19 protein-coding genes are annotated in these 22,815 nt (G+C 74.3%); 7 read left to right on the top strand and 12 right to left on the bottom strand.

Annotated features, from left to right (window positions below):
- Positions 1 to 111: 111 nt before the first annotated feature.
- Together FHX71_RS02105 and FHX71_RS02110 are read right to left on the bottom strand one after the other, a co-directional pair.
- Positions 112 to 258, bottom strand: coding sequence for a hypothetical protein (locus tag FHX71_RS02105; protein ID WP_182614199.1), 147 nt, complete (start codon positions 256 to 258; stop codon positions 112 to 114).
- Positions 259 to 549: 291 nt separating this feature from the next.
- Positions 550 to 729 carry a hypothetical protein gene (locus FHX71_RS02110; protein ID WP_182614200.1) on the bottom strand — a complete coding sequence of 60 codons (180 nt, stop codon included), beginning with the start codon at positions 727 to 729 and terminating at the stop codon, positions 550 to 552.
- A 261-nt stretch (positions 730 to 990) separates the two neighbouring features.
- Here FHX71_RS02110 and FHX71_RS02115 point away from each other — a divergent pair, with 261 nt between their 5' ends.
- The gene (locus FHX71_RS02115; RefSeq protein WP_182614201.1) at positions 991 to 1,620 is read left to right on the top strand and encodes an ArsR/SmtB family transcription factor; all 630 of its coding nucleotides are present in this window, start codon (positions 991 to 993) and stop codon (positions 1,618 to 1,620) included.
- The gene (locus FHX71_RS02120; protein WP_182614202.1) at positions 1,617 to 3,041 is read left to right on the top strand and encodes an MFS transporter; all 1,425 of its coding nucleotides are present in this window, start codon (positions 1,617 to 1,619) and stop codon (positions 3,039 to 3,041) included. Before FHX71_RS02115 ends, FHX71_RS02120 begins: the two co-directional genes overlap by 4 nt.
- Before the next feature lie 137 nt (positions 3,042 to 3,178).
- Here FHX71_RS02120 and FHX71_RS02125 read toward each other — a convergent pair whose 3' ends face one another.
- Genes FHX71_RS02125 through FHX71_RS02170 form a run of 10 tightly spaced genes read right to left on the bottom strand, consistent with a single transcriptional unit; the run spans position 3,179 to position 15,728 of the window.
- Entirely contained in the window at positions 3,179 to 4,171 is a 993-nt protein-coding gene (locus FHX71_RS02125) for an FHA domain-containing protein (protein ID WP_182614203.1), read from the bottom strand.
- A complete protein-coding gene (locus FHX71_RS02130; protein ID WP_182614204.1) occupies positions 4,168 to 5,484 on the bottom strand; it encodes a VWA domain-containing protein in 1,317 nt (438 codons plus the stop codon). Before FHX71_RS02130 ends, FHX71_RS02125 begins: the two co-directional genes overlap by 4 nt.
- 25 nt (positions 5,485 to 5,509) lie before the next feature.
- Positions 5,510 to 6,628 (bottom strand): protein phosphatase 2C domain-containing protein, encoded by a 1,119-nt coding sequence (locus FHX71_RS02135; RefSeq protein WP_182614205.1) that lies wholly within the window; start codon positions 6,626 to 6,628, stop codon positions 5,510 to 5,512.
- A 43-nt stretch (positions 6,629 to 6,671) separates the two neighbouring features.
- Complete coding sequence (locus FHX71_RS02140; protein WP_182614206.1) at positions 6,672 to 8,960, bottom strand: serine/threonine-protein kinase; 2,289 nt, start codon at positions 8,958 to 8,960, stop codon at positions 6,672 to 6,674.
- Positions 8,957 to 10,060: a hypothetical protein gene (locus tag FHX71_RS02145; RefSeq protein ID WP_182614207.1), complete on the bottom strand. Its 1,104-nt coding sequence runs from the start codon at positions 10,058 to 10,060 to the stop codon at positions 8,957 to 8,959. The genes FHX71_RS02140 and FHX71_RS02145 overlap by 4 nt, the downstream gene beginning before the upstream one ends.
- Positions 10,057 to 11,112, bottom strand: coding sequence for a glutamate ABC transporter substrate-binding protein (locus FHX71_RS02150; RefSeq protein WP_182614208.1), 1,056 nt, complete (start codon positions 11,110 to 11,112; stop codon positions 10,057 to 10,059). The genes FHX71_RS02145 and FHX71_RS02150 overlap by 4 nt, the downstream gene beginning before the upstream one ends.
- Positions 11,109 to 12,440: a GlnX family signal transduction membrane protein gene (locus FHX71_RS02155; RefSeq protein WP_182614209.1), complete on the bottom strand. Its 1,332-nt coding sequence runs from the start codon at positions 12,438 to 12,440 to the stop codon at positions 11,109 to 11,111. Before FHX71_RS02155 ends, FHX71_RS02150 begins: the two co-directional genes overlap by 4 nt.
- Complete coding sequence (locus FHX71_RS02160) at positions 12,437 to 13,897, bottom strand: AAA family ATPase (protein WP_182614210.1); 1,461 nt, start codon at positions 13,895 to 13,897, stop codon at positions 12,437 to 12,439. Before FHX71_RS02160 ends, FHX71_RS02155 begins: the two co-directional genes overlap by 4 nt.
- Entirely contained in the window at positions 13,894 to 14,487 is a 594-nt protein-coding gene (locus tag FHX71_RS02165) for a hypothetical protein (protein WP_182614211.1), read from the bottom strand. Before FHX71_RS02165 ends, FHX71_RS02160 begins: the two co-directional genes overlap by 4 nt.
- A gap of 23 nt (positions 14,488 to 14,510) precedes the next feature.
- Complete coding sequence (locus FHX71_RS02170) at positions 14,511 to 15,728, bottom strand: toxic anion resistance protein (protein WP_182614212.1); 1,218 nt, start codon at positions 15,726 to 15,728, stop codon at positions 14,511 to 14,513.
- Positions 15,729 to 15,984: 256 nt separating this feature from the next.
- On the opposite strand from FHX71_RS02170, the gene FHX71_RS02175 reads away from it, so the two are divergent.
- From FHX71_RS02175 to FHX71_RS02195, 5 genes are all read left to right on the top strand, one after another.
- Entirely contained in the window at positions 15,985 to 17,139 is a 1,155-nt protein-coding gene (locus FHX71_RS02175) for a M15 family metallopeptidase (RefSeq protein WP_182614213.1), read from the top strand.
- Between the two features lie 184 nt (positions 17,140 to 17,323).
- The gene (locus FHX71_RS02180) at positions 17,324 to 18,991 is read left to right on the top strand and encodes an ABC transporter substrate-binding protein (RefSeq protein ID WP_182614214.1); all 1,668 of its coding nucleotides are present in this window, start codon (positions 17,324 to 17,326) and stop codon (positions 18,989 to 18,991) included.
- Positions 18,988 to 19,971: an ABC transporter permease gene (locus tag FHX71_RS02185; protein ID WP_220489429.1), complete on the top strand. Its 984-nt coding sequence runs from the start codon at positions 18,988 to 18,990 to the stop codon at positions 19,969 to 19,971. Before FHX71_RS02180 ends, FHX71_RS02185 begins: the two co-directional genes overlap by 4 nt.
- Positions 19,968 to 20,822: an ABC transporter permease gene (locus FHX71_RS02190; protein ID WP_182614215.1), complete on the top strand. Its 855-nt coding sequence runs from the start codon at positions 19,968 to 19,970 to the stop codon at positions 20,820 to 20,822. The genes FHX71_RS02185 and FHX71_RS02190 overlap by 4 nt, the downstream gene beginning before the upstream one ends.
- On the top strand, positions 20,819 to 22,600 hold the full coding sequence (locus FHX71_RS02195; protein ID WP_312876895.1) for a dipeptide ABC transporter ATP-binding protein: 1,782 nt from the start codon (positions 20,819 to 20,821) through the stop codon (positions 22,598 to 22,600). Before FHX71_RS02190 ends, FHX71_RS02195 begins: the two co-directional genes overlap by 4 nt.
- Positions 22,601 to 22,815: the final 215 nt, after the last annotated feature.

Genomic DNA, 22,815 nt, shown 5'->3' on the forward strand with positions numbered 1-22,815 from the left:
ACGAGGTCGCTCGGGGAAGGGCCCAGGATGTCCGACGGCGGTCGGGGCGCTGTTGCTCGGCGGGTCGGCCGTGCCGACGGGGCCGGTCGATCGACCGACCGGGTCAGTCGGTCAGATCAGGCGGAAACGCTTGGTGCGCTTGGTCGCGCGCTCGGGGCGCTCACGCAGGGCGCGCTCCTGGGCTTCGGCAACCTCGGCGCGGCGGGCGATCTCGGCGACCTGTGCGCGGCTGATGTAGTAGGCGGTCTCGGCATGCATGTCCGTGGTCCTTCCAGGGGTGGGGAGAGGTGACGGTGGCAGTGGGCGTGCTCCGGCCGGGTCGCGGCGCGGTGCTCCTCAGTGTTTCCGTCGTGTTACATCATCCCTGATTCCGGAAATGCCGCGCAAGGCGGACAGGGGTGACGTGCAGCACCCTGTTCGCAGGTCAGGGGCGATGCGAGGCGTGTTCGGGCGCACAAGAGCGAAGCAGAGCGTGTGCCGCGCACACGCTCTGCTTCGGGATGTCGGAGGCGCCGGTCGCCGGAGGTGCTCCGGCGGACGCCGTACGGGTCATGCGGACCGCACGCGCAGGGCGGGTGCCGATGCGCGGCTGTCGTTCCGGTGTGCGGCGCGGGCCTCGGCCCTGCGTCGCTTCTGCTCCTCGCGGAGCTTGCGGGAACGCCGGTATTCCTCGGCGTCCTTCAGGCGGTCCCGGTGGAGGGACTGCGCCAGGTCGTACTCGGTGTGCACGTGAGTGCCTTTCGTGACGCTGGATTGCCGGTCTCCCGACAGGAGGGTCTGGCCGGACCCTGTCCACCGCCCGGTATGGGACCGGACGGACGTCACCGCGGTGTGCCCTGAGCCTCCCAGGAGACCCCGGTGCCGCGCACGCCTTTTTCCGCGCACGTGTCAGACGTACAGGTCACCCGAGTGACCTGTACGTCTGACACGTGCGGGGAAGTCGCTAAAGGATGCTTGCGCAAGTTCCCTTTAGCGTCCTACGCTCGGCGCATGCCCGAGCAGATGCAGCCAGAGGTCCAGGGGTTCACACGCCCGGTGTCGCCTGACGACGCCGTCATCTCGCAGGCCGACGCCATCAAGGCCATGACCCACCCGTTGCGCATCCGGCTGCTCAGCCTGTTCGCTGCCGGCGTCGAGCTCACCGCCACGCAGTGCGCCGAGCGCACGGGCGAGTCCGTGGCGAGCTGTTCGTTCCACCTGCGCCAGCTCCAGAAGTACGGGCACGTCGAGCGCGCCGAGCCGCACGGCAAGGAGCGACCCTGGCGGGCCGTGAGCAGGGGGTTCAGCGTGCGTCCCGACCTCGCGGACCCGGAGTCGTGGCCCGCCGCCCAGGCGTTCGGCAGCATGTTCGTCGCCGAGCAGTTCGCGGCGCTCCAGCGCTGGCTCGCCGACGCCGGCCGCGACGACCCGGCCTGGATCTACGCCACGACCCAGACACACCAGGAGTACTGGGCGACCCGCGACGAGCTCGACGACCTGTCCCGCCGGCTCGAGGAGATCGCTGCACCGTTCCGCGGCCGCTCCGAGGACCCCGCGAAGCGCCCGCCCGGTGCGCGGCGGGCGCACCTGTTCGGCGCCGTCTGGTCCGACATCCCGGACCCCGAGGGCGAAGACGCATGACCACCACCCTGCCCCCGGCCCACGGCGACGAGACCGCCGCGGCCGACGATGCCACCTCCGGCGTCCGCCCGGCCCCGGGCACCGCTCAGGGCGACCCGTCCGCCGTCGGGCAGGAGGCAGCCGCACCGGCCGTGGTCTCACCACCGGCGCCCGTCGGAGCGACTGCGAGCCTCCCGCCGACACCACCCGCGGACCCGTCCGCCGTCGGGCAGCCGGTCCCCGACGACCCCGCCCGACATCTGCGGACCCCCGTGTTCCGCACCCTCGTGGTGGGCTGGACGCTCGCCAACGTGGCCGACTCCCTGCTCACGCTGCTCATGGCCGTGTGGGTCGCTGACCTGACCGGCAGCGCCGCCCTGGGCGGCGTGACGTTCGCGGTCCTCGGACTGCCCGCCCTCGCATCGCCCTTCCTCGGGTACCTCGCGGACCGGGTGTCGCGCCGCCGCATGCTCGTGGTCGCCTACGTGGTGGGCGCGCTCGGGCTGGTGCCCCTGTTCTGGGTCACCGCGCCGGGCCAGGTCTGGGTGATCTTCGCGTCCACGCTGGTCTACTCGGCGGTCGCGTACGTGACGGGCGCCTGCCAGTCGGGCCTGCTCAAGGACCTGCTGCCCGACGAGGCCCTCGGGCACGCGAACGGCCGCCTCTCCATGATCGACCAGGTCTTCCGGGTGGCCCTGCCGGTGGTCGGCGCGGCCGTGTACGCGCTGGCCGGCGTGGTGCCGCTGGTCGCCGTCGCGATCGGCGGGTTCGTGGGCGCGGCGATCGTGCTCGGGTTCGTGCGGGTCGTCGAGTCGCGGTTCGAGGACTCCACGGGCGAGTCGTACCTGGCGGCGACGACGGCGGGGTTCCGGCACCTGTTCGGCACCCAGCCGCTGGGCGGGATGACATGGAACGCGGTGATCGTCTTCGCGTCGGTCGGCCTCGTGAACGCCGTCGTCTTCGCCGTGCTCGACGGGCTGGGGCTGCCCGCGGCCTGGCTCGGGCCGATCACCGTGCTGCAGGGTGTGGCCGGGTTCGTCGCCGGGGCGGTCACGCCGCGGCTCATGCTCCGGTACGGGCGGCCGCGCGTCTACGCCCTCGGGGTCCTGGCCGTGGGCGTGTCCCTCGTGCCGTTCGCGTTCCAGTGGGTCATCCCGGCGGTCGCGGCCCAGGCGCTGCTCGGCTTCGGCGTGACGGCCGCGGTCATCGCATGGGTCACCGAGCGTCAGGTCGTGACCCCCGACCGGCTCCAGGGCCGGGTCGCCGCGGCAGGGCACCTCGTGAACAACCTGCCGGGCACTCTCGTGACGGCGCTCGGCGCGGGGCTGCTGGCGTTCGTCGACTACCGGCTGCTGGTGCTCGTCAACGTCGTCGTGGTGGTCGGCGCCGGCCTGGTCGCGCTCCGCCTCCGCCGCGCCGACGCCCCCGCCTCGGAGGCCTAGGTCGCTCTCTCCTTCGAGACCTAAGTTTCTTCGCTTTGAGGAGCTCGAAAGCGAAGAAACTTAGGTCTCGAAGGAGAAGGCGACCCGAGGGTCCGACGCGAAGGCGTCTGACATGTCCGGGCCGACAGAAGAGAAAGTCAGGCCTCGCCCGGGAGGGCCTTGCGGACCACCAGGCGGGTCCACGCGCCGATGAAGACCCGGTCGTTCTCCTCGATCTCGCGCCGGACGCCCTGCGTGAGCGGGGTGTCCGGCAGCGGGTCGCCCGCCGCCGCGACGAAGGTGCCGTTCGACGAGCCCAGGTCCTCGACCCACCAGCGCTGACCGTCCGTCGAGAGCTGGCAGTGCCGCCGGGAGACGCCCGGGTCGCTGCCGCAGTCGATGTCGGGCCGGATGCCGCGCGACTTCGACGGCCGCCCCACCAGCAGGCTGCGCTGCCGCAGCGTGACCAGGCCGGGCAGCCCCGCGGACGGCATCGGGTCCTCGGGCCGCTCGTGCGCGTACCAGTCGGGGTCCACCCAGATCTCGGCCACCCAGGTGTCGTCACCCGGGACGGGCGGCGCGGCGAGGCCACCACCCTCCGCCGACGGCCCGGGCACCGCCCCACCGGCCGACGGCGCGGGCACCCCGGCCGACGGCGCCGGAGTACCGGCCGACGGCGCAGCAGACCCCACCGACCCGGCACCCGCCGGCACCGACCCCGCCGAAGCAGGCACGGACCCGACCGACGCCGACCCCGGACCGGGGTCGCCCGCGGGAGCAGACCCGGCAGGCGCAGACCCGCCCGGAGCAGAGCCGTTCCCCGGCTGCGTCGCGCCCAGGTCGCCGAGGTCCAGGCCCGACGTCGCCCCGGGCGGGGGCGGCGGGGCCGGCGTCCCGGTCGTGAAGTCGTACCCGCAGTTCTCGCAGAACAGGGAGTCGGCGGGGGACACGTCGCCGCAGTTCGGGCAGGTCACCGGTCCGGCGGCGGCCCCGCCGGCGGCAGCGCCACCAGAAACCGCACCACCAGAAGCGGCCGCACCGGTCCCGCTCGCAGGCCCCGGGTCGGCCGAGGCCGCCGGGATCGGCGTGCCGCAGACGTCGCAGTAGTCCGTGGACTGGCTGGTGTGTCCCTCCGGGCAGACGACGGTCATGCGCGCCGGACCCGGGTCGTCTTGGTGGAGGCGGTGTCGAGTGCCATCTCGTCCAGCTTGGCGGTGTTCCGCTTGAGCCGCACGGTGCCCTCCTCCTCGTTCTCGACCTCCACGATCTTGCGCAGCCGCGACGTGGCCTCGTCGTTGCCGGTCTCGGCGGCGAGCTGCACGGCGCGGCCGAGCTTGACGGTCGCCGTCGCCTCGTCGCCCGAGGCCTTGGCCGCCAGGCCCTCCTGGATGGCGGAGGCGAGCTCCGCCTGGCCCGTGTAGTGCGCGACCTCGGGGCTGATCCGGGCGGTGAGCGTGGAGTCATCCGACCACTTGGCCTTGACCAGGCCCGACGCCTGCACCTCGCCGCCCACCGCGACCTGGACGCGCGCGGCGAGCTGCTCCGAGCCCACGGGCTTGGCCGCCACGCGGACCGCCACGTGGTAGTCGCGGGTCTCGTCGGCCCACGCGCCCGTGGGGAACCCGCTGGTCAGCGGGTTGACCTCGGTGCGGCGGCTCGTCAGGTCGTCGACCTCGGGGGCCACCTGCTTGACGAACAGCACCTGGGAGCCCTGCGGCGCCCAGACGCGCAGGTCCACGTCGGCGACGCCGCGGGCCATGGACTTGCGCACGAGGGCCGCGAAGTCCTCGGCGATGTCCTCCGGGCGCGCGATGAGGTCCACGGTGCCGAGCAGCGCCGTCGAGATCTTGCGCAGCTCCTCGACCACCCAGCGGTCGCCCACGCCGCGGGCGTCGCACTGGAAGTGGCCCGTGACGTCGGTGATCATCCGGTCCAGGTGCATCGACGGCTCGGACTCGTTCTTGCCGTCGGTCAGCAGGATCAGGTGTTTCTGCGCCGCGGGCACTGTGGCGAACAGGTCGTCGGCGAGCCGCAGCCACGTCGAGATGGCCGTGCCGCCGCTCGCCGACATGGTCGAGATGGCGCGCTTGGCCTCGTTGCGGGCGCCGGGCTCCATGGCGACCATCGGCACGCGCGCGTTGGGGTACGGGAAGATCCGGGTGGCCACGTGCGAGCCGCCGATGATCGCGAACAGCGTGCCGTCCGGGATCTGGTCCACGGCGACCGCTGCGGCGTGCTTGGCGGCCTCCATGTTGCGGCCCTGCATGGACCCGGACGTGTCGACGGCGACGATCTCGGCGACCTGGCCCCCGCCCACGCCGTCGGCGGTCCCGCTCAGGGATGCGGCGGCGCCCGCGCCGGCAGCGCCCGCCCCGGTGCAGGTCACGGACACGATGGCGTGCACGTCGGTGCCGCCGTCGGACAGGAACTCGTTCTGGAAGACCTCGGCGGAGAACTCGGCCACGGTGGCTCCTCTCGGTTACGGCAGGTTAACGCTGCTCGGTGACAGTCGGGTCGATCCGCGCGAGCGCGGCGGTGATGTTGTCCCGCCCGCCCTGGGCGTTGGCCCAGCGGACGAGGGCCGACGCGGCGGCGTGGGGCTCGCCGCAGCCGGCGAACTTGCGCACGAGCTCACCCATCTCGTGGGCGCCGGAGCAGTAGTTCCACAGGCCGTCGGAGCAGACCAGCAGCCAGCCGGGCCCCGACGGGACGGTCGCGGCGCAGCGCGCGTCGGTGTCGGCGGCGTCGGGCCCGAGCCACCGCGTGATGGCGTGCGCCTGGGGCGAGGTCTCCGCCTGGGCGCGCGGCACGCCGGCGGCGATCATCTCCTGCGCCCACGAGTCGTCCACGCTGAGCTGCTCCGCGGGCCCGGCGTCCGGCAGCCAGTAGACGCGCGAGTCGCCCAGCCAGCCGGCCACGATCAGGTCGCGGTCCACGACGGCGGCCACGAAGGTGCACGACGGCGGGTCGTCCGCCACGTCGGTGCCCTTGGTCGCGGCGAGCTGCTCCGCCGCGCCCCGCACGGCCTGGCCCGCCGCGCGCGACGCCGCGACCATGGCGTCGGTCCAGCCGGCGATGCGCCGGCTGGTCGCGCCCGCGACCGAGCTCGACCCCTCGGGGCCGTAGGCGACCAGCACCTCCCGGGCGGCGCGGCTCGCGGCGAGCGAGGCGACGTCGGAGTCCGGGGCGCTGGAGACGCCGTCGCACACCACCAGGGCCGCGAAGTCCTGGCTCGCGGCCAGCGCCATCGCGTCCTCGTTGCGGGAGTGCCGGATGCCGCGGTCGCAGACACCGGCGACCCAGGTGGCCGGACGCTCCTCGAAGTGGTCGCGCTCGGACTGGCCGGGGGTGCCGCAGTCGGCGCAGTAGCCGTCGTCGGCGATGACGCCGCCGCAGGCCGCGCACCGGCGCCGGCCGCCGGCCTCGCCCGTCGCCGGGTCGAGGTCCAGCACGGTGGGTGCCACGTCGAGGGTCACCTCGGACGGCAGCGACGGGTCGCTCGCCCCGGCGCCCAGCGCGGTGCCGCAGTTCTCGCAGAATCGGGCGCGGGGCGCCGCGGTCTCGCCGCAGCTCGGGCAGCGCACGAGGACGCTGTCGTCGGCACTCATGTCTGGGTGGATCTCCTTGCTCTTGTCAGGGCTCCCGCCCCGTCTATCGCCACGTCCACTGCCGTACGGAGTTTGCCCGGTCGACGAGCGCCACGCGCTCCGAGCGCTCGTCGGTGAGGTGGGCGAGGTTGCGCAGGGCGAGCTCCAGCCGGTCCCGCAGCTCCCGCTCCTCGGCGGCCACCCCGGCCACGCGCACCGTCGGCACGGGGCCGTCGCTCAGCACCAGGTCGAGCGCCTCGTCGAGGGCGTCGACGGTGACCTCGGCCTTGGGCCGCGCGGGGATGTGGGCGGCGTCGAGCCCGGCGACGGCGTCGGCCAGGTCGAGCAGGGTGCGGTGCGCGGAGACGAGCAGCCGGGCCCGCTGCAGCCGGGCGTCCGGGAACGAGCCACGCGTGGGGCCCACCAGCTCCAGCGCGTCGAGGGCGCCGTCGAGGTCGCCGCCGCCGGAGCGCACGCGGGCGAGGCCGAACGCGGCGGCCCCGGTGTAGTTGGCGTCGGCCCGCGCGATGGTGCCGTAGAGCTGCTCGGCGACGCCGGGCTCGCCCGACAGCTCGCAGACCGTGGCCAGCGCCAGCTTGGGCGCCGGCTCGCCGGGGATCTGACCGTAGACGGCGTTGAACGACGCCCGCGCCGCCGCCGCGTTGGCCGTCGACAGGTGCCCGAGGCCCTCCATCCAGGCCGCGCGCCACTCCCAGGGGTCCTCCTCCAGGATCTGCGCGACGGTGGTGCGCAGCAGCGCGCCGTCGCCCGCCTCGATGGCGGCGCGCGCGACGGCGAGGCGCACCTCGACGGTGTGCTCGGCGGGCCCGGCCAGCGCCTTGATGCGCTCGGCGGGGTCCGCGACGTTGACGCCGGACAGCCAGGACGCCATCGGGTCGGACGAGTCGACCTTGAGCAGGGGCAGCTCGTTCCAGTCCAGGGCGCCGTCCGCGCCGTCGAGCGGCGGCACGCCGAACAGCAGCGACTCGGCGGACGTCGTGGCGGTGTAGCCCGGGCCCTTGTCCGTGGCGACGACCTCGCGCAGCACGCCCAGGAGCTGGACCCGGGCCTCGTCCACGGAGGCGAACCGGTCGGCGGGCGCGGGGGCGCACGCCTTGGCGAGCCAGCGGTAGAAGGAGTCGTACTTCTGGAAGACGGGGGTGTCCGCGACCGGCGGGAACGACGCCTGGTAGACGGTCGTGTTGCCGCGGAAGTCCAGCACCAGGGACGCGAGCGTGCGGCCGAGCGTGAAGATGTCGGACGCGACGGACGGCCCGACCTCCGGCACCTCGGGCGCCTGGTAGCCGACCGTGCCGTAGATGGCGGAGGTGAGGTCGTCGACCCGGCGCACGCCGCCCATGTCGATCAGCTTGACGCCGTCGCCCTGGGCGATGATGTTGTCCGGCTTGAAGTCGCAGTACAGCAGGTCGTGGTCGTGCAGGTAGCTGAACGCCGGCAGCACCTCGAGGATGTAGGCGATGGCCTGGTCCACGGGCAGCGGGCGGGGCTTGCCGCCGTCCTGCTCGCGGCGGTCCTTGAGCACGTCCTTGAGCGAGCGGCCGCCCACGAACTCCATGACGGTGTAGCCCAGGCCCTCGTGCAGCACGAAGTTGAAGATCTCGACGATCAGCGGGTGCTCGACCTCGGCCAGGTACTGGCGCTCGGCGACGGCGGCCTCGTACGCCTCCTTGTCGCCCGCGTTGAGCAGGCCCTTGAGCACTACCCAGCGGCCGCTGACGTTGCGGTCCCGCGCCAGGTAGATCCAGCCGAGGCCACCGTGCGCGAGGCAGCCCACGACCTCGTACTGCCGGGCCACGAGGTCGCCGGCCTTGAGCGCGGGCGCGAAGTCGTACCGCGCGCCGCAGTGCCCGCAGAACCCGGCGATGCGGCCGGGCACTCCGTCCCGGGCGCGGCCCACGGGCTGCCCGCAGGTGGGGCAGTACCGCTTGGACTCCGCGAGCTCGGGCGTCTCCATGACGGCCTGCAGCGGGTCGGCCACGGGCGTGTGCGGCACGGTGGTCAGGCCGGCCCCGAGCCGGTGCCCGCGCAGGCGGGTCGAGCCGGTGCCGACGCGGCGCGTCTGGCTGGTGCCGCCCGTCACGCGCGCGGAGCCCAGGGCCGTGGACGCGAGGCGCGACGAGCTGGTGCGCCCGGTCGACGGCTCGGCGGCGCTCGGCAGCGAGCCCGCGGAGCGGACCGTCGCGGCGTCGAGGTCGCCGTCGGCCCAGGACGCGGCGACGGCGGCTAGCCCGTCGCCGTCGGGGTTGCCCCCGGCCGGCGTGCCGCACACGTTGCAGTAGCCGTCCTCGATGGTGCCGGTGCAGCCCGGCTCGGCGCAGGCCTGTTCAGTCATCGGTGTCCCTCCGGGAGATCGCGCACGAGCACCTCGAGCTGCTCGGTGAAGTGCCGGGCCAGGACCAGGTCGCAGGGGGTCGCGTCGAGCGCCTCGCGCGCCTCGTCCTCGCCCGCCTTCACGGTGGACGACGACGCCCGCCCGTTGCCCTGGGCCTTCGTCATCAGGTTCTTGACGCGGTAGCGCAGCTCGGCGCGCTCCCGCAGGGGTGCGGTGTAGGCGTCCTCGACCTTCTCCATGGCGCGCTCGACGGCGCCCAGCCGCTGGACGTACGTCGTGAGCCGGTCCTGCTCGTCGGGGACCTCGCCGAGGCGGTGCACGTCCGGGATCGCGAGGTGCGGCGGGTCGGCGACCTCCCGGCGGCAGCGGTCGGCGACCTGGGCGATCCGGGGCGCGCGGTCCGCCAGGGTGGCGCGCAGCTCGACGGCGCGCTGCCGGTCCTTGGCCAGCGACCGGCTTCGCGCCGCGTGCACGATGAGGTCCCGCTCGGTGCGCGCGACCTCGTCCTCGAGCGACCCGAGGGGGCCCGTCACGTCGGCGCCGCGGGCGGCGTCGGCCTTGAGCCGCGCGTGCCGGTCGCGCAGGCGCGCGACGGCGGCGTCGTCCTCCGTCGTGGCCGTCGCGCGGGCGGCGTCCTCGGCGCGGACGATCCCGGCGGACAGCGCCCGGAAGCGCGCGGTGACGTCGGCGGCGTGCGGGTCGAAGGACAGCCGGGTGGCGAGCTGGTCGGCCTGCGCGTCGCAGAGGCGCGCGGCGTCGACCAGGGACAGGAGCGACGTGGCGGGGTCGCCGCCGAGGCGGCCCCAGACGAGCTGCGACATGCGCTCGCGCGCCACGGTGTCGGCCCGGCCGGAGTCCCAGACCTCGACCAGCTCGTCCGTGCGCGTGCGCACGGCCTGCCACAGCGTCAGGGCGAGCACGACGTCGGCCGTGACGGCGTCCGCGCCGGACTGCCGGGCCGCCGCGTCCAGGCGGTCCAGGTCGGCGCGGCGCACGTCCAGCCACGCCTGCAGGTCGGTCAGGTACGCCAGGAGCGCGGCCGGCTCGGCCGCCACCCCCAGCGCGCCAGGCGGCGCCGGGGCGCGCTGCGTCCGGCTCACGGCGTCCGTCCGTACACGGGCTCGGGAGCGGACGGCGCGTCGCCGAGCGCGTCGCCCAGCCACCTGTCGTAGGACTGCTCCCACTGCCCGTCCGCGACCATCTCCTCCAGCACCCCGTTGACGAACCGCACCATGTCCGCGTCGCCGGACGGGATGCCGACGCCGTAGGGCTCGTCGCTCACGGCGTCGCCCACGACCTTGGCGTACGGGTCCTGCGCGGCGAAGCCGGCCAGGACGGTGTCGTCACCGGTGATGGCGTCCACGGCGCCCTGCTGGAACAGGACCAGGCACGTGGTGTGCGTGGCGGCGGGCACCGCCTCGACGCCCTCCCACTGCTGCAGCCGCTCCAGCGTCGTGGTGCCCTCGGGCGCGCACACGCGCTGGCCCGCCAGGTCGTCGATGCCGCGCACGTCCGACGTCGACGGCACCAGCAGCTTCTGGCCCGCGTGGTAGTACTCCGCCGAGAACGCGATGTTCTCCCACCGGTCGCAGTTGATCGTGAACGCGCGCGTCACGATGTCCACGTCGCCGTCCTCCAGGACGGTCTCGCGGTCGCCCGACGTGATGACCCGGAACTGGATCTTGTCCGGGTCGCCCAGGATCGCGTCGGCGACCTGCCGGGCCACGTCGATGTCGAAGCCCTCGATGTCCCCCGTGAACGGGTTGCGCGAGCCCATCAGCAGCGTGTCCGCCGAGACGCCGACCCGCAGAGCGCCGCGGTCGCGGATCTCGGCCATCGTGGAGCCGGAGGTGACCCGCGGGCTGCCGTCCGGCTCGATCGACGCGACCGCCGGCAGGCCGTCGCTGCAGTCCTCCGCCGGGGCGGTGGCCGTGCCCGACGTCGTCCCACCCTGCTGGGCCGAGCCCTGGGCGGACTGCTGCGCGGAGTCCTGCGTGGACTCCTGGGCCGACTGCTGGGCCGACGAGCCGGCCCCGGCCGCGCCCGTCAGGAGCTGGGTCGAGGACTGGGGCGCGCACGCCGCCGTCGTGCCCACCAGGGCCAGCGCCACCAGCGCGGTGACGATCGGTCTGCGGGCTGCACGCGTGCTCATCGGTACTCCTTCAGGCGGACGTTCATCCCGGCGGCCGCGGCCACGGCTCCGGCGACCCCCAGCACGAGGGCGACCCAGGCCGCGATCTGCGCGGTCGTCGCCGCGGAGGCGAGCCGGTCCACCGCCTGGGTGCTCGTTGTCTGGACGTCGGCGTGGGCGGCGTCGGAGAACGCGGTGAAGGCCGCGCCCGCCGAGTCGTCGGCCGTGGACGTCGCCGCGGCGACGGCGTCGTCCCACTGCCCGTCGTCGTCCAGGGCGCGGATCTCGGCGTGCTTCTCGTCCCACGCGTCCAGCAGGGACAGCGGGTCGTTGCGGGTGCCCGCGGCGTCGTCCGCCTCGTTCAGCAGGTCGCGCGCCTGGGTGACCGAGGTCTGGTACGAGTCCTCGAACTCGGCGCCCGAACCCCGCTTGATCAGCGTGAACGACTCCATCGACTTGGCGTCGGTCGCCAGCGACAGGGCCTGCGACGTGGCGACCGTGGCCGCGTACGGGCCGCTCGCCACCGACCGGGCCACGCCGTTGCCGCCCAGCACGGCGGCCGTCGCCACGATGCCGCCCACCAGCAGGGCGACGGTCGCGGCCGCCAGACCCATGTTCAGGCGGCGGTGCGTGCGGCGGGCGAGCCAGAGCTGCACGGCGGCCAGCGCCACCAGACCCAGCAGCACGAACAGCAGCAGCGCCTGGGACAGGGAGACCGACGTCAGGTCGGAGTCGACCCGCTGCGACGTCGATACCGCCACGTCGTCGAGCGTGGGCAGCACCTCGTCGCGCAGCGCCGACGAGGCCTGGTCCAGGTAGGCGGCGCCGACCGGGAAGCCCTGCCGGTTGTTCGCGCGGGCCGACTCGACCAGGCCCGCGTACCGCTGCACCGAGTCGGACACCGTGGCCAGGTCGTCCGTCTCGGCCGCGCCCTGCGCGGTCGCGGCCAGCGCCGGCAGCGACTGCGCTGCCTCCGACACGCTCGCCTCGTAGGCCTCGCGCGCCTCCGCGGGCTCCAGCCCGCCGACGAGGAACGAGTTGGTCGCCGTCGCGTCGGCGGACACCAGGTCGTTGCGCAGCTCCTGCGTGCCGACGAGCTGCGCGGCGTCGCGCTGCGCGTCCCGCAGCGCGGCCGACTGGCTGTTGCCCGCCAGGAACCCGGTGATCGCCAGCAGCAGGCAGGCCACGACGGCGACGGCGGTGGCCAGCGCGAGGCGGCCCGGGGTGGTCGCGAGCTCCGCGGCGAGGCGGTCCCGGACCGACCTGCGGGCCGGACCCTCGTCCGGGGCGCCGGCGGGCGTGCCCGGGTCGGCCTGCGGCGGGCTCGTGGTGGTCGGTGGTGCGGTCACAGGCCGGCCTCGCTGTCTGTCCCGATGTCCACGACGTCCTCCAGGTCTTCCGGGACCAGCGTGCGCAGCTGGTCCACCGTCGGTCGTTCAACGTCCCGCAGGCGCCAGGCGTGCCGGGCGATCGCGGAGTCGAGCACGTTGCGTGCCCAGCGGCCGTTGCCGAAGCCCTCGCCGCGGTGCTGGTCGGCCGCGAGGCGGTCGAAGCGGTCCAGGGCGGCCGGCTCCGGCTCGAAGTCGGCGGCGCGGGACATGGCCTCGAAGATCCGCCGCAGCTCGTCGGCCGAGTAGTCCTCGAACGTGATGGTCCGCGCGAACCGGCTCTCCAGCCCGGGGTTCGTGCCGATGAACCGGGCCATGGGGCCGGGGTAGCCCGCCACGATCACCACGAGGTCGTCGCGGTGGTCCTCCATGTCCTTGACCAGGGTGTCCACGGCCTCGCGGCCGTACTGGTCCTCGGCCAGCGCGTAGGCCTCGTCGATGAAGAGCACGCCGCCCAGGGCGCGCTGCACCACCGCCGTCGTCTTCTCGGCGGTCTGGCCCAGGTAGCCCGCCACCAGCTCGGACCGGTCCACCTCCACGAGGTGGCCCTTCTCCAGCAGCCCCAGCGCGCGGTAGATGCCGGCCACGAGCCGGCCCACGGTCGTCTTGCCCGTGCCCGGGTTGCCGGTGAACACGAGGTGGCGCGTCAGCGTGGGGGAGGTGAGCCCGGCCTCGGCCCGCAGGCGCTCGATACGCAACAGCTCGGTCTGGCGGTGGATCTCGTCCTTGACCCGGCCCAGGCCGATGAGCCGGTCGAGCTCCGCGAGGAGCTCCTCCAGGGTCTTCTCGGGCTCCTTGCCCTCGGTCGGCTCGGCCGGGGCTCCCGCGTCCTGCGCCGTGGCGGTCGCTCCCGCTCCTGCCGGGTCGGAGCCCGCGGCCGACGGCGCCGGCCCGGTGGGCGGCGTCGTCGTCGGGAGGGGCGTCGCGGGCTCGCCGAACAGTGTCGGGAGGCCGGGCGGGTAGGCGGCCGACGGCGCCTGGTCGCGGCCCGCCGCCGCGCTGCGGTGGACGGCCTTGGTGCCCTCCGCGGCGGCGATCGCGCTGATGCTCGGGTCGCCCAGGGAGGCGGCCGCGTCGACGACGGCGGCCAGCGCGTCGGCGTAGCCGGCGGCCTGCTGCGGCGCGGTCGCGATGAGGCCGGCGAGCAGGTCGGTCGGGGCGGAGCGCCAGCGGCGGGCGCTCACGGCGGCGTCGAAGAACGGCTGCAGCGTGGCCGACGTCGGGCGGGCGGAGCCGCTCGCCGCCGCGCCACCGGAGGCGGTGGCCGCGAGCCAGTCCGCCGGGGCGCCCGGGGACGACTCAGCCACGGCGGCGGCCAGCCGCTCGCCCTCGGCCCGGGCGGCGGGGCCGTCGACGCCCGCGGCGGTGCCGGCCCGGGCGAGGGCGTCGAGCGCGGCGGTCAGCGCCGTCGTCGTCACGGGGCCTCCAGCGGGGCCGGGCCCGACGCCGTGCCAGGACCCGCCGTACCCGGGCCGGGCAGCGGCTGGCCCGGCAGGGCCTGGCCCGTGCCGGCGCTCGGGAGGGTGAGCCCGCCCGAGCCGCCGAACTTCTCCTCCAGGAACCGGCCGTGCGCGACGAGCGCCACGGCGTCGGCGCGGGAGACGGCGTCGGAGATCTTGTCGAGCGTGGCGCCCAGCAGGTCGAGCTGGTCGCACAGGATCAGCAGCGACGTCTTGCCGCGGTCCACGACGCGCCGGTCGGCGAAGTCGCGGGGCAGGCGCAGGTAGGCGTCCACGGCCTCGGGCAGGTAGCTCGTCGCCGTCGCGACCACGGTGTGCGCCTGCTGGGAGCCGGCGCCGAGCCGGTCCAGCCGGGGCACCATCTCGTGCACGGTCTCGGCGACGCGCTGCACCCGGGCGGTCACGGCGGCGGGAGCCTTGCCCGACGCGCGGGCCAGCACCGCGTCGACGGAGGTGACGATCTGCTCCGTCGTCGGCGGTGCCGGGATGGCGAGAGGCTGCTCCTCCTCGGTGCGTCCGCCGCCGAAGATCCGCTGCCACCAGCCCATACGTTCCCCCGTGCCTGTGGCCGTCACCGGGTGCCGAGGTCGAGAGAACCGCTCGCCACGCCGTCGGTGTTCGTGCGTCGCGCCCGCTCGACGTACTCGGACGCCTTGGTCGTCTCCGTCTGCAGCACCCCGATGGTCTGCGACATCGAGTCCAGGGCCCGCGTCTTGAAGTCGCTGATGGAGTCCATCGTCGCGTAGATGTTCGCGAACGCGGACTGGAGCTGCTCGATGCCGACGGTCGAGCTCGCGGCCTGCTCCTGGATGGTCGCCGACTGGTCGGCGAGCATCTTGGACGTCGAGGCGATCATGTTCGACGTCGTGGTGTTCAGGGCGCCGATCTGGTCGAGGACCAGCTTCTGGTTCGCCAGCGCCTGCGCCACGATGACGGCGGTGCGCAGCGCGGAGACCGTGGTGGTGGTCGCGCGGTCGACGCCCTTGGTGAGCTCGATGTTGTTCTTGATGATGATGTCGATCGCGAGGTAGCCCTGGATCGAGACGGCGAGCTGGGTGAGCAGGTCCTGGTGCTTCTGGCGCACGTAGAACAGGACGTCCTCGGACAGCGCCTTGGCCCGCTCCGGCTCGGCGATCTGCAGCTCGGCGATCTTCGCGGAGAGCTGGGCGTCGAGGCGCTCGGCCACGTAGATGTACTGGTTCAGCCGGGACATCGTGTCCCAGAGGTTCTGCTTCTCCAGGTTGAGCGCGGCGTTGTCCTTGCGCAGCTCGTCCTGGCCGTTGTAGAGCGCCTGGATGATGGCGTTGAGCTGGCCCTGGGCGGACTCGTAGCGGCGGAAGTAGTCCTGGATCTTGTCGCCGAACGGGATGACGCCGAGGATCTTGCGGCCCACGCTCGCCTCGGACGGGTCGAGGTCCTCGACGGTGCGGCGCAGCTCCAGGAGGGTCTGGCCCACCTTCGAGCCGTCGGCGAGGCCGCCCTCCTTCAGGGCCCGGACGGGCGTGGCCAGCAGGCGGTTGCTGGAGTCGGCGGCCTGCCGGATGTCCTGGTCGCCCATGGTGCGCACGTCGTCGGCGCGCTTGGCGAACTCGGGTGAGCGGGTGTCTGTGCCGAGCAGGCCGTCCAGGTACGTGCTGACCTTCTGGTCGAGCGCGGGCGCGACCGCGGGGTCCACCTTGGGCGCCATCTTGGGGGCCTGCGTCGCCGCGACGGGCTGCACGGGGTCGGGCGCGCTGAGCACGAGCGGCTCTGCGGGCGCGGGGGGTTGAAGCGGCATCGGCTCGGTCATCGGTGCTCCTCGAGATAGGGCGTCCGAACGCGGCGAGTATATGCCGCGGGCTACCGTCGGCGAGGGGCGGAAGCGCTGCTCGGCGGGGTGAGAACGAGGGGGCCGCCGGGAGAGTTCCCGGCGTCGCGGGTGACTCTTCCGAGGCGCTGCCGGCGACGCTTCCGGAGCGCCGCCGGTGACTCTTCCGGACGGCCCGCGAGGAGGCGTATCGCAGGTATTCGCTGCGCCGCGGCGGCGCGCGGCGTACGTTGCTCCGGTGCCCCCCGAGACGTCCCTGTGGCCGGAGCAGCGGCGGTCCCGCCGGTCCGCCCGGTCGCGCCGTCGTGCCCCCGCCGGACGCCGCCACGGGCGCCGTCGACGGCGCCACCCGGCGGTGCTGTTCGTCCTGGCCGTCGTGCTGGGCGTGACGGCGTCGTCGGGCACCGCCTGGGCGCTCGGGATGCTCGACCCGGGCACGGTGGCGGCGGTGCCGGCGACCGTCCTGAGCGACGTCCGCGAGCGGGCGGCCGGGCACACCACGGAGACCGTCGCGCGGACCGCCGTCGCGGACAGCACGGTCCTGGCCGCGGAGCTGGAGACCGAGGTGCGGTCCGCGCGCGCCCTGCTGCGCGGCGGCGACGACACGGCCGCGGGCCGGGCCGAGCGTGCGGAGCTGCGCGCGGCGATCGAGGAGGCGGAGCGGGTGGCGACGGCGCTGGCCGCGGTGACGTGGTCGCCGTCGGGCACGCACGAGGAGGCCGCCGCGCTGCGGGAGCAGGCCGCCGTCCTGCGCGACGAGGCGCGCGCGGCCGGTGCCGCGCTGCGGAAGGCGACCGAGGCGGTGGCCGCGTCCGGGCGGGAGCGCCGCGAGGGCGTCCAGGCGGCGGGCGGCGCCTCCGCCGCCCCGACGGACCGGACGACGGGTGCCGCGACGACCGACCTCGGCACCGGGACCGGCCCCGACGGCGTCACCGCGTCCGCCGGGCCCACGGGCACCTGCCCCGAGCCGGACCAGGTGTGGTCGGCCGACAACGGGCGGCTGGGGCCGGCCCAGCTCGCCCAGCTCCCGTTCGCGCCGGGGCACGCCGTGCGCTCGGACGTCGTGAGCGGGCTGACCGACCTGAACGCGGCGTTCGCCGCCGAGTTCGGCGTGAACCTGACGGTCAACTCCTCCTACCGCACCTACGCCGAGCAGGAGGCGCTGTACGACCCGGCGTCGAAGACCGCCGCGCCGCCCGGCTGCTCCAACCACGGCACGGGCCTCGCGGTCGACCTGGGCGGCGGCGCGGAAACCTTCGGGTCGGCGCAGTACCAGTGGCTCCAGGCCAACGGCGAGGCCTACGGCTGGGTGCACCCGCCGTTCGCGGAGCCCACCGGGCGCAACCCGGAGCCCTGGCACTGGCAGTCGGTCCTGGCGCCGAACAGCTACTGAGGCTGCCGGCCCGCGCGCGGACGGAGCGCGGACCGGGCGCCGGCGTCGTCGTATGCCCGGTATGTACCGGGTGTGGCGCGCCTCACCCGAGCCCGGACCACGGAATATGCCCGCCCGGCCCCGGGGTTTGGGAGCATGAACGAAGTCGTTCGGACACCCTTCCAGACAGGATGCACCCGTAGCCATGCCCTCGCGCCGGTTCTCCCGCCCGCGTGCCGCCGTCGTCGTCACGGCCGCCGTCGCCCTTCTGCTCGCCGCCTGCTCGCCCGGGGGAGGGACCAGCAGCGAACCGTCCGGCGAGCCCGTCACGGGCGGCACCCTGACCTACGCGTCGGGCGACGCCGAGCCGTCCTGCCTCGACCCGCACGTCGGCGGCAACTACCCGCAGGCGCTCATCGCCACCCAGTACCTGGAGTCGCTCGTCTCGCTGGACGAGGACGGCGAGGTGGTCCCGTGGCTCGCCACCGAGTGGGACGCCAGCGACGACGGCCTGGAGTGGGAGTTCACGCTCCGCGACGACGTGACGTTCACCGACGGCACCCCGTTCGACGCCGAGGCCGTCGCCGCGAACATCGCGCACGTGCAGGACCCGGCCACGGCGTCGTCGACCGGGTACCTCGCGCTGGCGAAGATCAAGGACGTCGTCGCCGTCGACGACCACCTGGTCCGGTTCGAGATGAGCGCCCCCGACTCCGCGCTGCTGGAGTCGCTGTCGCAGGTGTGGGTCGCGATGGAGTCGCCCACGGCCCTGGAGCGCAGCCAGGAGGACAACTGCGCGGCGCCCGTCGGCACCGGGCCGTTCGTCGTCGACACCTGGGAGCGCCAGGACTCGGTGACCCTCGTCCGCAACGACGACTACAACTCGCCGCCCGCCGACGTCGCCGAGGCGACCGAGGGCAGCGACCTGCCGTACCTCGACTCGATCGTGTGGCGGTTCATCCCCGACTCCGCGAGCCGCTACGCCGCCCTGCAGTCCGGTGAGGTGCAGGTCATCGACAACGCCCAGCCGGACACGATCAAGTCGGCCGAGTCGGACGACGCGATCGAGGAGCTGGACGCACCCCGTCCCGGCGCGTCCAACCGCATCGAGCTCAACTCCGGCAAGGCCCCGTTCGACGACGAGCGCGTGCGCGAGGCGTTCATCCGCTCCGTGAACGTCGACGACGGCATCCAGAGCCTCTTCTTCGGCACCGCCGAGCGTTCGTACTCGCCGCTGTCCAGCGTCGAGCCGCTGGGCCTGAGCCTGCCCGACCTGTTCGCCGTCGACACCGACGGCGCGAGCACGCTGCTCGACGACGCCGGCTGGGACGAGCGCGACGCCGACGGCTACCGCGTCAAGGACGGCGAGCGCCTCACCCTCGACTTCCCGGTGAGCACCAACCAGTCGATCCCGGCCGAGCAGTCCCTGTTCGAGCAGGTCCAGGCCGACGCGAAGACCGAGGGCTTCGAGATCAAGCTCCAGCCGCTGGACCTGTCGAGCTGGTACGGCGTGCTCGCCGAGAACGAGTACGACCTGGTCAGCGCCCCGTACACGAAGGTCGGCCCGGACGTGCTGCGCATCCTGTACCACTCCGACTCGATCACGCCGGCGCCCAGCGGGTACTTCGCGAACCTCGCGCAGGTGGACGACGCCGACCTCGACGAGCTGCTGACCCAGGCCTCCGCCACGAGCGACGCCGGCGAGCGGGCCAGCCTCTACGAGGAGGCCCAGCGGATCATCCTGGAGGGCTACTACATCCTGCCGCTGTACGACCAGCAGAACCACTTCCTGCGGTCGTCGGCCGTGCAGGGGCTGCGCGCGATGCCGACGGTGTCGACGCCCACCTTCGCCGGGGCCTGGCTGGTGCCTTGACCCTTCCGGTCCCCACCACCGGGGCGCGCAGGAAGCCGGTGCCGGGCAACCGGCACTGGCTGCTCCTGCGCGCCGGCGGGGTCCTCTTCGTGCTCTGGGCGGCCGCGACGATCACGTTCTTCGCGCTCCGGCTCGTGCCCGGCGACCCCGCGGAGGCGATCCTCGGCGGCCCCGGCTCGCAGGCCGGGCCCGAGGCCCTTGCGCAGGTGCGCCGCGAGTACGGGCTCGACCAGCCGCTCGTGGTGCAGTACCTGACCTACCTCGGGCGGCTGCTGACGGGCGACCTCGGGCAGTCGTACTCGCTGCACAAGCCGGTGCTGACCGCGATCGGCGAGCAGTTCGGCGCCACGCTCACGCTCGCCCTGGTCTCGCTCGCCCTCGCGTGGGCGCTCGCCACGGGTCTGGCGGCGTGGAGCGTGCGCGGCGGACGGGTCGCGTGGGCGATCGGCTCCGGGCTGGAGCTGGTCGCCGCCGCCGTGCCGCACTTCTGGCTCGCGACCGTGCTCATCCTGTTCTTCAGCCTGACCCTCGGCATCCTGCCGCCCGTCAGCGTGCCCGGGCCGCTGGGCATCGTGCTGCCCGCGCTCACCATGGCCATCCCGCTCGCCGGGTTCCTCGGCCAGGTCATGCGCGAGTCCCTGCTCACCGCCATGGAGTCGCCGTTCGTCACCACGGCCCGGGCCCGCGGCGAGAGCGAGGTGCGCATCTTCTGGCGGCACACCCTGCGGCACGCCGCCATCCCCGCCGTCGGGCTGTCCGGCTGGGCGTTCGGGTCGCTGATCAGCGGCGCCGTCGTGGTGGAGTCGGTGTTCGCCCGGCAGGGTCTCGGGCGCAGCCTGCTGTCCGCCGTCCAGCTCCGCGACGTGACGCTCGTGACCGGGATCGTGCTGGTGGTGGCGCTCGCGTACACGGTGATGACGCTGGTGACCGATCTCGCGGACCGGGTCATCGACCCGCGGACCCGGGGGGTGGGGGAATGAGCCTGACTTTCCGGGGCGCCGGGTCGCGGCGTGCGGGCGGGTTCCGGTCCCGGTTCTCGGTCGCGGAGGCGCTGGCCGCGGTGTTCCTGCTGCTGCTCGTGGTCGCCGCGCTCTGGCCGAGCCTGCTCGCGCCCGGCGACCCGCTCGCCGTCTCGCACGCCGACGCCTTCCAGCCCCCGTCGTTCGCGCATCTCTTCGGCACCGACGAGTCCGGCCGGGACATCTATACGCGCGTGGTGCACGGCGCCTCGGAGTCGCTGCTGATCGGTGTGCTCGCCACCGCGATCGGCATCGGGCTGGCGATCGTGCTGGGCTTCGTGGCCGGACTCGGGCCGCGCTGGCTCGACTTCGGCACCACCCGCGTGGTCGAGGTGCTGTTCGCGTTCCCCGGCCTGCTGCTGGCGCTGCTGTTCATCGTGGTCACCGGGCCGGGCGTGCTGAGCTCGACCATCGCCGTCGGGCTGGCGACCGCGCCCGGGTACGCGCGCATCATCCGCTCCCAGGTGCGCCGCACGGCGTCGGCGGAGTTCATCGAGGCCGCGCGCGTGCTGGGCCGCGGCCGGCTGTGGATCACCGTGCGCCACATCCTGCCGAACGTGACGGCCGCGCTGTTCGTGCTCGCCACGCTCGGGCTGGGGCAGGCGATCATCTGGGTGTCGTCGCTGAGCTACCTCGGCCTGGGCGCCGTGCCGCCCGCCGCCGAGTGGGGCGCGATGCTCGCCGCGGGGCGCACCTACATCGCCAACTTCTGGTGGATGACGTTCTTCCCCGGGCTCGCGATCGTCGCCAGCGCCGCCGCCGCGACCGTGATCGGGCGGGGCATCCAGAAGCGGAACAGGAGTGCTTCGTGAGTGTGGTGACGCCTGGTCCCGTGGGGGAGCCCGTGCTGGACGTGCGGGATCTTGTCGTGTCGTTCGGCGGGCGGCGGGTCGTCGACGGCGTGAGCCTCCAGGTCGCGGCGGGCGAGTGCGTGGCGATCGTCGGCGAGTCCGGCTCGGGCAAGAGCGTGACCGCGCGCAGCGTCGTCGGCCTGGCGGGGGACGGGGCGCGGGTCTCGGCCGGGCTGTTGTCGGTCGCGGGGCAGGACGTGCTGTCCCTGTCCGGGCGGCGCCTGCGCCGGCTGCGCGGCGGCACCGTCGGGCTCATCGCGCAGGACGCCCTGGTCTCGCTCGACCCGCTGCGCCCCGTCGGCCGGGAGATCGGCGACACGCTCGCCCTGCACACCGACCTCGACGCCGCCGCGCGCCGCGTCCGCACCGTCGAGCTCCTGGAACGGGTCGGCCTGCCCGACGCCGAGCTCCGGGCCGGTCAGCGACCCGGCCAGCTCTCGGGCGGGCAGCGGCAGCGTGCCCTGATCGCCGCCGGCATCGCGGCCGACCCGCGGCTCGTCATCGCCGACGAGCCCACCACCGCGCTCGACCAGCCCGTCCAGGCCGGAGTGCTCCGGCTGCTGGGGCAGCTGCGCGACGAGGGCACCGGCGTGCTGCTCATCAGCCACGACCTGTCGGTGGTGCTCGGTATTGCCGACCGGTTGCTCGTGATGACCGACGGCGTCGTCGTCGAGGAGGGCACGCCCGCCGAGGTGTTCGAGCGCCCCCGGCACCCGTACACGCGCAAGCTGGTCGCCGCGGTGCCGGCGGGCCGGCCGCGGGGGGAGTCGCTGACCGGGGGTGCGGGTGCCGGTGCGGCGCCGGTGGGCGCTGTCGGCGATGCCGCGTCGTCGCCCGGGGGCGCCGCCGCGCCGTCGTCGGCCCCCGCCGTCGTCGCGCCGTCGGCCGCGGGTAGTGAACGTAGAGATAGTCGCTCTCTGAGCGCCGATAAAGCGACTGTCTCTACGTTCGATCTGACCGACGCCGACGGCGACGCACAGGGCGTGCTGGTCGAGGCGCGGGGGCTGTCGCGGGTGTTTCATGTCGGCGGGCGGGAGATCGTCGCCGCCGACGACGTGTCGTTCTCCCTGCGGGCGGGCCGCACCCTAGGGCTGGTCGGGGAGTCGGGGTCGGGCAAGTCGACCACCGCGCGGCTCCTGCTCGGCCTGGAGCATCCCGACGCCGGCGAGGTCACGCTGCTCGGCGAGCCGTGGAGCCCGCTCCCCGAGGCCCGACGGCGGCCGCGCCGCTCGCTGATCGGCGCGGTGTTCCAGGACGCCCTCAGCTCGTTCGACCCGCGCTGGACGGTCGGCGCCGTCCTCGCCGACGCCGTCACCCACGGCCGGTCGGTCCGGCCCGGACCCGTGCGCGCGGAGATCTCGGCGCTCCTCGACACCGTGGGCCTCGACCCGGCGCTCGCCGCCCGCCGACCCCTGCACCTGTCGGGCGGGCAGCGGCAGCGCGTCGCCGTCGCACGGGCACTCGCCGCCGAGCCCCGGGTGCTGGTCCTCGACGAGCCGGTCTCGGCGCTCGACGTCTCGGTCCAGGCCCAGGTGCTCGACCTGCTTGACCGGCTCCAGCGGGAACGCGACCTCGCATACCTGCTGATCACGCACGACCTCGGCGTCGCGCTGCACATGAGCGACGACCTCGCCGTCATGCAGGAAGGCCGCATCGTCGAGCAGGGCCCGGCGTCGAGCGTCTTCGACGACCCGGAGCACCCCTACGCCCGGCTGCTCCGCGACGCCGTCCGGATCTAGGCCGCTGCCGCGAGCGTGGCCCGGTGCCCCGGCCGACCTCCGGGGGAATGATGTGCGCCCCGAACAGGTAACACTGAGTTTCCATCGCTAGCTCAGCATTACCCACCTGTGGGCACAACGTCCGCCCGGACCAGTCCGGACACCACCGCGAGATATGGGGAACCGTCGTCGGCGCGCGGGTGCACTCCCGGGCCGGCCCCCGGGGAACTGCTCCC

Source organism: Promicromonospora sukumoe, from assembly GCF_014137995.1.
GTDB lineage: Bacteria > Actinomycetota > Actinomycetes > Actinomycetales > Cellulomonadaceae > Promicromonospora > Promicromonospora sukumoe.

Coding starts and splice junctions, on each gene's coding strand:
- FHX71_RS02105 (WP_182614199.1), bottom strand. CDS start 258: ATGCATGCCGAGACCGCCTACTACATCAGCCGCGCACAGGTCGCCGAG.
- FHX71_RS02115 (WP_182614201.1), top strand. CDS start 991: ATGCCCGAGCAGATGCAGCCAGAGGTCCAGGGGTTCACACGCCCGGTG.
- FHX71_RS02120 (WP_182614202.1), top strand. CDS start 1,617: ATGACCACCACCCTGCCCCCGGCCCACGGCGACGAGACCGCCGCGGCC.
- FHX71_RS02125 (WP_182614203.1), bottom strand. CDS start 4,171: ATGACCGTCGTCTGCCCGGAGGGACACACCAGCCAGTCCACGGACTAC.
- FHX71_RS02135 (WP_182614205.1), bottom strand. CDS start 6,628: ATGAGTGCCGACGACAGCGTCCTCGTGCGCTGCCCGAGCTGCGGCGAG.
- FHX71_RS02140 (WP_182614206.1), bottom strand. CDS start 8,960: ATGACTGAACAGGCCTGCGCCGAGCCGGGCTGCACCGGCACCATCGAG.
- FHX71_RS02150 (WP_182614208.1), bottom strand. CDS start 11,112: ATGAGCACGCGTGCAGCCCGCAGACCGATCGTCACCGCGCTGGTGGCG.
- FHX71_RS02165 (WP_182614211.1), bottom strand. CDS start 14,487: ATGGGCTGGTGGCAGCGGATCTTCGGCGGCGGACGCACCGAGGAGGAG.
- FHX71_RS02170 (WP_182614212.1), bottom strand. CDS start 15,728: ATGACCGAGCCGATGCCGCTTCAACCCCCCGCGCCCGCAGAGCCGCTC.
- FHX71_RS02180 (WP_182614214.1), top strand. CDS start 17,324: ATGCCCTCGCGCCGGTTCTCCCGCCCGCGTGCCGCCGTCGTCGTCACG.
- FHX71_RS02190 (WP_182614215.1), top strand. CDS start 19,968: ATGAGCCTGACTTTCCGGGGCGCCGGGTCGCGGCGTGCGGGCGGGTTC.